General features: G+C 72.3%; 9 protein-coding genes. 7 read left to right on the forward strand and 2 right to left on the reverse strand.

Annotated elements, in window-relative coordinates:
- Window positions 1-953: DNA translocase FtsK 4TM domain-containing protein (locus FV230_RS19400; protein WP_187275557.1), on the reverse strand; the 953-nt coding region annotated here is incomplete at its 3' end.
- Window positions 954-1,129: 176 nt separating this feature from the next.
- Between FV230_RS19400 and FV230_RS19405 the strand changes: the two genes are divergently transcribed.
- The 3 genes from FV230_RS19405 (at window position 1,130) to FV230_RS19415 (ending at window position 4,549) form a co-directional block, all read left to right on the forward strand.
- Window positions 1,130-2,233 (forward strand): LuxR C-terminal-related transcriptional regulator, encoded by a 1,104-nt coding sequence (locus tag FV230_RS19405; RefSeq protein WP_147843552.1) that lies wholly within the window; start codon window positions 1,130-1,132, stop codon window positions 2,231-2,233.
- Window positions 2,234-2,300: 67 nt separating this feature from the next.
- Window positions 2,301-3,398, forward strand: a complete 1,098-nt coding sequence (gene mtnA / locus FV230_RS19410) for an S-methyl-5-thioribose-1-phosphate isomerase (protein ID WP_147843553.1) — start codon at window positions 2,301-2,303, stop codon at window positions 3,396-3,398.
- 26 nt (window positions 3,399-3,424) lie between these two features.
- Window positions 3,425-4,549 (forward strand): aminotransferase class V-fold PLP-dependent enzyme, encoded by a 1,125-nt coding sequence (locus FV230_RS19415; protein WP_147843554.1) that lies wholly within the window; start codon window positions 3,425-3,427, stop codon window positions 4,547-4,549.
- Between the two features lie 27 nt (window positions 4,550-4,576).
- Here FV230_RS19415 and FV230_RS19420 read toward each other — a convergent pair whose 3' ends face one another.
- Entirely contained in the window at window positions 4,577-5,092 is a 516-nt protein-coding gene (locus FV230_RS19420) for a pilus assembly protein N-terminal domain-containing protein (RefSeq protein WP_147843555.1), read from the reverse strand.
- 322 nt (window positions 5,093-5,414) lie between these two features.
- Between FV230_RS19420 and FV230_RS19425 the strand changes: the two genes are divergently transcribed.
- The 4 genes from FV230_RS19425 to FV230_RS19440 all read left to right on the forward strand — a co-directional run bounded on the left by FV230_RS19425 (window position 5,415) and on the right by FV230_RS19440 (window position 9,075).
- Window positions 5,415-5,582: a Flp family type IVb pilin gene (locus tag FV230_RS19425; protein WP_147727592.1), complete on the forward strand. Its 168-nt coding sequence runs from the start codon at window positions 5,415-5,417 to the stop codon at window positions 5,580-5,582.
- Between the two features lie 345 nt (window positions 5,583-5,927).
- Window positions 5,928-6,476, forward strand: coding sequence for a prepilin peptidase (locus FV230_RS19430; protein ID WP_147727593.1), 549 nt, complete (start codon window positions 5,928-5,930; stop codon window positions 6,474-6,476).
- Between the two features lie 230 nt (window positions 6,477-6,706).
- Window positions 6,707-7,498 carry a Flp pilus assembly protein CpaB gene (gene cpaB / locus FV230_RS19435; RefSeq protein WP_147843556.1) on the forward strand — a complete coding sequence of 264 codons (792 nt, stop codon included), beginning with the start codon at window positions 6,707-6,709 and terminating at the stop codon, window positions 7,496-7,498.
- An 8-nt stretch (window positions 7,499-7,506) separates the two neighbouring features.
- Window positions 7,507-9,075: a type II and III secretion system protein family protein gene (locus FV230_RS19440; protein WP_246686591.1), complete on the forward strand. Its 1,569-nt coding sequence runs from the start codon at window positions 7,507-7,509 to the stop codon at window positions 9,073-9,075.
- Window positions 9,076-9,173: the final 98 nt, after the last annotated feature.

The raw sequence follows: 9,173 nt of genomic DNA on the forward strand, positions 1-9,173 counted from the left end.
GCCGTGGCCTGGTCGGCGCGCGGCTCGAACACCGGCTCGCGGCGCGGCTCGGCCGCGCGGCCGCCGTTGGGGAGCTGGCTCGCCCAGGGCAGGTCCTCGTCGGAGAAGGCGCGGCGGGCGGCCAGGGCCGGCGAGGCGCCGGCATAGCTGAGCGCGCCGAGGCCGGCGCGTTGCGCCCGCCACATCTCCCAGCGTTCGGCCAGGGCCGCGCGACCGCGCATCGCGGCCTGGAGCACGGTGCCGAACCCGACGATCCCGAGACCCGGCTCGTCGGATTCGTCGCGGTCGTCGTATCGCCGATCCTGCGCCGCGTCCGGATGGGTGCGGCGCGGCCGGTCGGCCCGCGCCATCGCGGGGGCCACGTCGTCCTCCGCCTCGTCGAGGCCGGGGGCCACCCGGCACGCGGCCGTCAGGCTGAGGATCGCGACGCCGGCGTAGACGAAGCCGACGAGGGCCGCGCCGGCCTGCGAGATCGCGCCGACGATGGTGCGCGCGGCCGACATCAGCGCGTCGCCGGCGACCCCGCCGAGCCCGGTCGGCAGCGGCCAGCGGGCGGTCGGCGGCAGGGCGCTGGCCACCGCGCTCGCGGCGCAGAAGCCGATGATCCACAGGGCGATGCGCATGCCGCCGTTCGGCAGGTCGCGCTCGCGCATCAGCCGGACGCCCCACAGCGCCGGCGGCAGCACGAAGGCGAGCGCACCGAGCCCGAGGATCTGCATGGCGAGATCCGAGACCACCGCCCCGGGCTGGCCGAGCACGTTGTGCGCGACGTGGTCGGTGGCGTGGTTGAGGCTCGGGTCGTCGATCGACCACGTCGCGAGGGCGACCGTCAGCGCGATCGCGCCCGTGAACAGGACGAGCCCACCGAGTTCCGTCAGCCGCCGCGCCAGGAACGGGCGTAGCGTGTCGACGAAGGTATCGTAGGGCGACGCGGAGCGGCGAAGCGAGCGCATGCGGGACCGGACGCGAAAGGAGACTCTGCCCCGGAGGCTAGGCGCCTTACGTTAACGCGCATTTAAGGTTGAAAAATCCTTCACGTCCCGGGCTTTGCCCTTGCGAGGACGGCCCGGATCGGAAACGCTTCCCTTTCCCCCCGGCCGGGCCTCCGGGCCGCCTGGGAAGACCGACGATGCTTGCCCCCGCCGAGTTCGACGCCCTGGTCGACCTGATCTACGAAGCCGCCGTCGTGCCCGAGATCTGGCCGGAGGTGCTCGACCGGATCGCCGCCGCGACGGGGTCCGTCGGGGCCATCATCCTCGCCGAGGGGCGGCACGGCCCCCGGTGGCGCGCCACCGGCGCCCTCCTGACGCACCTGCCGGAGGCGATCGCCACCGGCCTGATGGCGGTGAACCCGCGCCCGGGCCGCGCGCTGGCGCTCGGCCATTCGGGCTTCGTCCACGACCTCGACCTGTTCACCCATGCGGAGATGGACGCGGACCCGATGTACGGGTTCCTGCGGGCCCGCGGCCTCGGCTGGTGCACCGGCGTCGCCATCCCGACGGTGGGGGAGGATGCCGTGATCTTCTCCTGGGAACGGGCCTTCGCGGCGGGGCCGTTCACGCCGGAGACCGTGCGCGCCCTCGATCCCCTGCGCGCGCACCTCGCCCGCGCCGGGCTGATCGCCACCCGCCTCGGGCTGGCGCAGGCCCGCAGCGTCGTCTCGGCCCTCGACCTGCTCGGCCTGCCGGCCGCGGTCCTGTCACCGGGGAACCGGGTGATCGCCGCCAACGGCCTGTTCGCCGGCCTCGTGCCCTCCGTCGCCCAGGATCGGTCCGATCGCGTCCACCTGACGGACCCGCGCGCGGACGGCCTCCTCGTGCGCGCGCTCGCGGCGCCGGTGCAGGCCGGCGACCCGAACACCGTCGCCTCCATCCCGATCGCGGCGCGGGCCGATCGCGGTGCGATGATCGCCCACCTCGTGCCGGTGCGCGGGGCCGCCCGCGACGTGTTCGCCGCCGCGGCGACGATCCTCGTCGTGGCGGATCTCCGGCAGGGCCGGGCTCTTCCGGCGGAGCTGATGCAGGGATTGTTCGACCTCACCCCCGCCGAGGCGCGCGTCGCCCGCGGGCTGACGAACGGGCACACGGTCGGCACGCTGGCCGACGTGCACGGCGTCTCGTCGGCGACCATTCGCACGCAGCTGAAGGCGATCTTCGCCAAGACCGGCACCGCCCGCCAGGCCGACCTCGTCGCGATGCTCACCGGCGCGGCGATCGGGCGCGACCCGACCTGACCTTCGGGATCCCGCGGAACGCGCGCGCGGTGGTGCAAAACGCGTTTCGATATGGCAGACCGTCATCATGAAGATCGACGGCCGCCCCTACAGGACTATCTTCCCCGACGCGGACGGCGTCAGCGTCCAGGTGATCGACCAGACCCGCCTGCCCTTCGCCTTCGAGCTGCAGCGGCTGGCGAGCCTCGACGACGCCGCGCGCGCGATCCGCACCATGGTGGTGCGCGGCGCGCCGCTGATCGGCGTGACCGCCGCCTACGGCCTGGCCTTCGCGATGCGCGAGGATGCTTCGAATGCCAGCCTCGACCACGCGGTGGCGGCGCTGGCCGCGACCCGCCCGACGGCGATCAACCTGCGCTGGGCGCTCGACCGGGTCGCGGGGAACCTGCGCCAGGTCCAGGCGCCCGAGCGATTCGCCCGCGCCTTCGCCGAGGCCGGGCGCATCGCCGAGGAGGATGTGGCGAGCTGCCGCGCCATCGGCAACCACGGCGTCGGCCTGATCGCCGAGATCGCGCGGCGGACCGGCCGGACGGTCAACGTCCTGACCCATTGCAACGCCGGCTGGCTCGCCACCGTCGACTGGGGCACGGCGCTGGCGCCGATTTACGTCGCGCACGAGGCCGGCGTGCCGGTCCACGTGATCGTCGACGAGACCCGGCCCCGCAACCAGGGCGCGGCGCTGACCGCGTTCGAGCTCAACGGCCACGGGGTGCCGCACACCGTCGTCGCCGACAACGCCGGCGGCCACCTGATGCAGCACGGGCAGGTCGATCTCTGCATCGTCGGCTCGGACCGCACCACCGCGTCGGGCGACGTCTGCAACAAGATCGGCACCTACCTGAAGGCCCTCGCCGCCCACGACAACGGCATCCCGTTCTACGTGGCGCTCCCGTTCTCGACGATCGACTGGACCCTGCAGGACGGCGTCGCCGAGATCCCGATCGAGGAGCGCGACGCGCGCGAGGTCACCCATCTCACCGGGCGGCTCGAGGATGGCGGCTTCGCCACGATCCAGGTGGTCTCGCCGGGCAGCCCGGTCGCCAACCCGGCCTTCGACGTCACCCCCGGACGCCTCGTCACCGGCCTGATCACCGAGCGCGGCATCGCGCGGGCCGATGCCGAGGGCCTGCTCGGCCTCTATCCCGAGCGCCGCCGCGCCGCCTGAGCGGCGACCCGTCGACGAGCGCGCCCATGGCTTCGCCCCTCGCCTGCCAGCGGCACCTGTTCGAGATGCCGGCGGAGGTCGCCTACCTCGATGCCGCCGCCTGGACGCCGCTTCCGCGCAGGGTGCGCGAGGCGGGCGAGGCCGGCATGCGGGTGAAGAGCCTGCCCTGGGCCCATCCACGCTCCGAGGTGCCGCCCTGGACCGAGCGGGCGCGGTGCGCGGCGGCGGCCCTGATCGGCGCTCCGGCGGACGCCGTCGCCGTCGTCGGCTCGGTCGCCGACGCCATCGCGATCGCGGCGCGGGCGATCGCACCGGTGCCGGGCGGCCGCATCCTGCGCGTCGCCGAGGAGTTTCCGTCGCTCTGCCTGGCCTTCGACCGCCTCGCCGCGGAGGCCGGCATGGTGGTCGAGGCGGTGCCGCGCCCGGACGCCGGCGACTGGACGGCGGCGCTCCTCGAAGCGATCGCCCGCCCCGGTGCGCCGCCGCTCGCGGTAGCGACCGTCACGCCGCTGCACTGGGCGGACGGGACAATCATCGACCTCGACCGTCTCGCTCCGGCCGTCCGCGCGGCCGGCGCCGCCCTGGTGGTGGACGCGACCCAGGCGGTCGGCGCGATGCCGATCGACGTGGCTCGGCTGAAGCCCGATCTCCTGGCCTTCCCGACCTACAAGTCGGTGCTCGGCCCCTACAGCCTCGCCTTCCTCTACGCGGCACCGCATCGGCAGGAGGGACGGCCCCTCGCCGAGCATGCCGGGAACCGCCCGCCGGTCACGGGCGCACGCCGCTACGACCGCGGCGAATGCCACGATCCGGTCGGCCTGCCGATGGCGGCCACGGGCCTGGAACTCGTGGCGGGCTGGGGCGTGCCGGCGATCGAAGGCCGGCTCCGGGACTTGACCGACCGCCTCGCCGAAGGCGTGCAGGCCCTCGGCCTCGCGGTGCCGCCGCGCGCGCTGCGCAGCCCGCACATCCTGGGCGTCACGGTGCCGGGTGCCGACGCCGAGGATCTCGTCGCGCAGCTGCGAAGGCGGAACGTATTCGTCAGCGCCCGGCTCGGCCGCCTGCGGATCAGCCCGCACGTCTTTGTCGACGAGGCCGACCTGTCCCGCGTCCTGGCGGCGCTGGAGGCGGTGATGCCCGGTCGCGGCTAGAAATCGGCCCGCGGTCGGGCGGGAATGTCAGCGCCCGGGGCCCGTCGACCCGGCGGTGGCGAGGTTGCGGCGGGTCTCGGCCTGGCCGCTGACGTCGCCGAAATACTTGGTCGAATCGCCGAGCTGCACCGAAGGCTGGCAGTACGGCGTGCAGGAATACGAGTTCCGCTCCTCGGCGCCGCGCTGGATGGTGATCACCGAAGCCTGCGAGGCTTCCACCCGGATCGTCGTCTCGGCCAGCATCGCGCCGGCGGCGTCGAGGGCGATCAGGTTGGTCGCGCCGAAGCTCTTGCCGGTCAGCACCAGCACGCCGTTCTTCTGCAGCGTGACGTCGGCGATGATCGGGTTGCCGACGATCACCGTCTGCGTGCGCTCGGGCAGGCGCATGACCTTGGCGTTGTCGACCATCACCGTGACGACGGGCAGGGTTTCCGCCCGCAGCGCGGGGGCCGTCGCGAAGGCGAGCGCGGCGGCGAGGGCGACGCCCGGCAGGCGCTTGGCCGAGCGGGCACGGGACGGGCGGTGGGGCTGGGTGAGGCGCATCGGCTGCTGAGACTCATCAATACGCTGGAGGCGCGTCGCGCGGGCGTGGTGCCTGCAGAGCGGTGCGACGCGCCGAGGCGCGCATCCCGTTCGTCTCCAGGCAACACCTTATTGGTGAAGGAACTGCTAAGCCGGCGCCGTTGCGGAGCGCCGAAGACTTGACGCTTTCTTCACCATGCGGGCGGTCGTGCCTCGATTTAGCGCTTTCGCGGACCGACTTAACCGAATGGCAAGGCGGGTTCGGCATCCTCCATCTGCCGCCGATCGAAACAACAGATCTTCGACGGTTACCTCGCAAGTGTTTCGACCAAGGATTGAAGCCATGAAGACCATGTTCAAGAACTTCGCTTCGGACGAGTCCGGCGCCACCGCGATCGAATACGGCATGATCGCCGCCCTCGTCGCCGTGGTCATCATTGGCACGCTGTCGACCCTGGGCTCCAAGCTGAAGAATACCTTCACGAGCGTCTCGAACCAGCTCGTCCAGTAGTTCGGCTTCGCGTCCATCGGAAACGGCGCAGTCGGCGGCAACGTCCCGGTCTCCCGGCCCTCCCACGGGAGGCGGCCAGGGGATCGGGGCTCGGGCCGACGGACCGTCACGGCGGACACGGGCCGTAAGTCGGGGTGCGGTGCGTCCCTCGCGGGCGCGCATGCCCTGCCCCGCCGCGGGCCAAAGCCGATCCCGCCCCTGCGGGATCGGCTTCGCGTCGTCCGCGATCTCGGGCCCGTGCGTCCGGGCGCGGCCTGGATCGGAATTTGCGGTTTCTTCACGCCCGCGCCCGACACTCGCGACTTGGACACCCCATCGACGGTCGAATCGACCGCGATCGCAAGGATGATGGCAACGGTCATGGCAAGCGTGATGGCTAGCACCGGTCTGGCGAGCTTCGGCCTCCTGATCGTCTTCCCGTTCTTCATGGCCTACGCCGCGGCGAGCGACCTTCTCACGATGTTGATCCCGAACCGGATCTCGCTGGCCCTCATCGCCGGCTTCTGCGTGGTCGCCGCCACCGGCCTGTTCAGCCTTCCCGAGATCGGGATGCATCTCGCGGCCGGCGCGCTGGTGCTCGCCGTCACCTTCACCCTGTTCTCGCTGGGCAAGATCGGCGGCGGCGACGCCAAGCTCGCGGCTTCGACCGCGCTCTGGATCGGGTTCGACCAGCTTCTCGACTACCTGCTCGTCGCCTCGATCCTAGGTGGGGCGCTGACGCTGGCGATCCTCCTGGCGCGCAGCCATCCCCTGCCCTCCGTCGTCGCCCGCCTGCCCTTCGCGCTGCACCTGCACGACGCCAAGACCGGCATTCCCTACGGCATCGCGCTCGCGGCCTCCGCGCTGGTGATCCTGCCCGAGACCCTGGTCTGGACCCGCGCCCTCGGCGGCTGAGCCCCGAACCGAGCTGCCAGCGGCACCGACTGACGATGAAGATCGGCGCCACGGGCGGACGACCGCGTTAGGCGGCCGGAACCGCGTCATTCACCGTGCCGTCCGGTCAGACCGTCCTCGGACAGCGGACGAAACGCGATGGTCATGCCTTCTTAACCCTAATTTGAGGAATTCGGCCCTAACGTCGGTCAACGGGCGGCAACCCTGCCGTTCCATGCTTTGGCCCGACGATGAAACCAGCGCGTCTTGCCGTCCTCGCCATCGCCCTCGTCGCGGGCGGTGGAGCGGCTTTCCTGATGAGCGGCGGCGATCCGCCGCCCCCGCCCGTCGTCAGGGTCGAGGCGCCCGCGCCGCCGACGACCGAGGTGCTGGTCGCGGCCGCCGAGCTGCCCATGGGTCAGGTGCTCCAGGTCGCCGACCTGCGCTGGCAGAAATGGCCCGACGACGCGCTGACCCCCGGCTACATCACCCGCAAGGACGTGCCGAAGGCGCTGGAGGAGACGGCCGGCGCGACGATCCGCTCAGCCTTCCTGTCCGGCGAGCCGATCCGCCCGCAGAAGCTCGTGCGGCCCGACAGCGGCTTCATGGCCGCGATCCTGCCCTCCGGGATGCGCGCCGTGGCGATCGTCACCGACAGCCGCGGCACCAACTCGGCCGGCGGCTTCATCCTGCCCAACGACCGGGTGGACGTGATTCGCACCTTCCGCGACGAGGACAATTCCAAGGCGACCGGCAGCGACGTGCAGGTCTCCCAGACCATCCTCACCGACGTGCGCGTGCTCGCGGTCGGCCAGCTGATCCAGGAGAAGAACGGCACCAACGTCGTCACCGGCGAGACCGCGACCCTCGCCCTGACCCCCGGCCAGGCCGAGAAGATCACGCTGGCCCAGAAGGTCGGCTCCCTCTCCCTCGCCCTGCGCAGCCTGGCCGATTCTGGCCGCCCGCCGGAAGCCGAGGCCGCGCCTCAGGAGGCGGCCCTGACGGTGATGCGCTTCGGCGTCAGCCGGCAGCAGACCCGGTGAGCCCCCCGATGCCCGAACCGCACGACGAGGTGCAGCCGATGACGGATTCCGGACCGACGCTCGCCGGCCATCCCGCGAGCCCCCTCACCCATCCTCTGGCGAGCCCGCTCGCCGGCCTGCTCGCCCTGCTGACGGCCTTCGGAACCGCTCCGGCGGCGGCGCAGGAGCGCGCGGTGCTCGGGCCCGCCCCGGTCCTGTCCGTCGGGCAGGCGGAGGCGAGCACGACCCGCAAGATCGAGCTGACCGCGGGCCGCTCCGTGATCGTCGACCTGCCGCGCGACGCCAAGGAGGTGTTCGTGGCCAACCCGGCGGTGGCCAACGCGGTGGTGCGCTCGACCCGCAAGGTCTTCGTCATCGGCATGGCCGACGGCGCGACCTCGATCTTCATCCTCGACGCGGAAGGCCGCCAGATCGCGGCGCTCGACGTGACGGTGGCGCGCGACCTCAAGCTCGGGGCGCTGCGCCAGCTCCTGGGCCAGAGCATTCCCGGCGGCCGCTTCGACGTGCGCGTCACCGGCGATTCGATCCTGCTGTCCGGCTCGGTCGGCTCCTCGTCCGAGGCGCAGCAGGCGATCGACATCGCCAACGCCTTCGTCGGCGTGTCCGGCGGCGCCGCCGGCGGCGGCGGCGCCGGAGCCCGCGGCGCGGTGATCAACAACCTGACGATCCGCAACAAGGACCAGGTGATGCTGCGCGTCACCGTGGTCGAGGTCGCGCGCACCGTCCTCAAGCAGTTCGGGATCAACCTCAGCGGCAGCTGGTCGGGGCTCAACCTCGCCAACGTGACGCCGCTCTCGCTCTCGGGCGGCCAGTTCCCGGCCGGGAACCTGCTCTCGGGCACGATCAACGGCACCGGCGGCGCGAGCATCACGGCGACGCTGCGTGCGTTCGAGCAGGCCGGCGTCTCGCGCGTGCTCGCCGAGCCGACGCTCACCGCGATCTCGGGCGAGTCGGCGAACTTCACCGCCGGCGGCGAGCTGCCGGTCCCGTCGAGCCAGAGCTGCACGCCGAGCCTCGTCGCGGGGACCCAGCCGACCTGCGTCGTCGGCATCTCCTTCAAGCCCTACGGCGTCACCCTCAACTTCACGCCGGTGGTGATGGCCGAGAACCGCATCTCCGTGCGCGTCGGCACGTCGGTGAGCGAGATCGACCCGCAGAACTCCTACTCGTTCGTCAGCGGCAACACGACCTCGGCCGTTCCGGGCCTGACGGTGCGCAAGTCCGAGACGACGGTCGAGCTCGCCTCGGGCGCCACGATGATGACCGCGGGCCTGATCCAGCAGAAGAGCAAGGCGGCGATCAACGGCCTGCCCGGCCTCGTCAACCTGCCGATCCTCGGTGCCCTGTTCCGCTCGCGCGACTACCAGCGGCAGGAGACCGAGCTGATGATCATGGTCACCCCCTACATCGCCAAGGCGATGGAGCCCCGGCAGGTGACGCGCCCCGACGACGCCTTCGTCGACGCCACCGACGGCCAGGCGATCCTGCTCGGGCAGATCAACCGGGTCTACGGCACCGCCGGCACCGCTCCGCTCGGGCGCGGCTATCGCGGCCGCGTCGGCTTCATCACCGACTGATCCTCGCCCCGCGGTGCCCCGCCCCGCGCGACTTCCCTCCTCCGCCCCGGCGTCGCCCCGCCCCAGGACCGAACCGATGACGTTGCCCGGCCTGCCCT

Origin of the sequence: Methylobacterium sp. WL6, from assembly GCF_008040095.1 — a bacterium.
Lineage (GTDB): Bacteria > Pseudomonadota > Alphaproteobacteria > Rhizobiales > Beijerinckiaceae > Methylobacterium.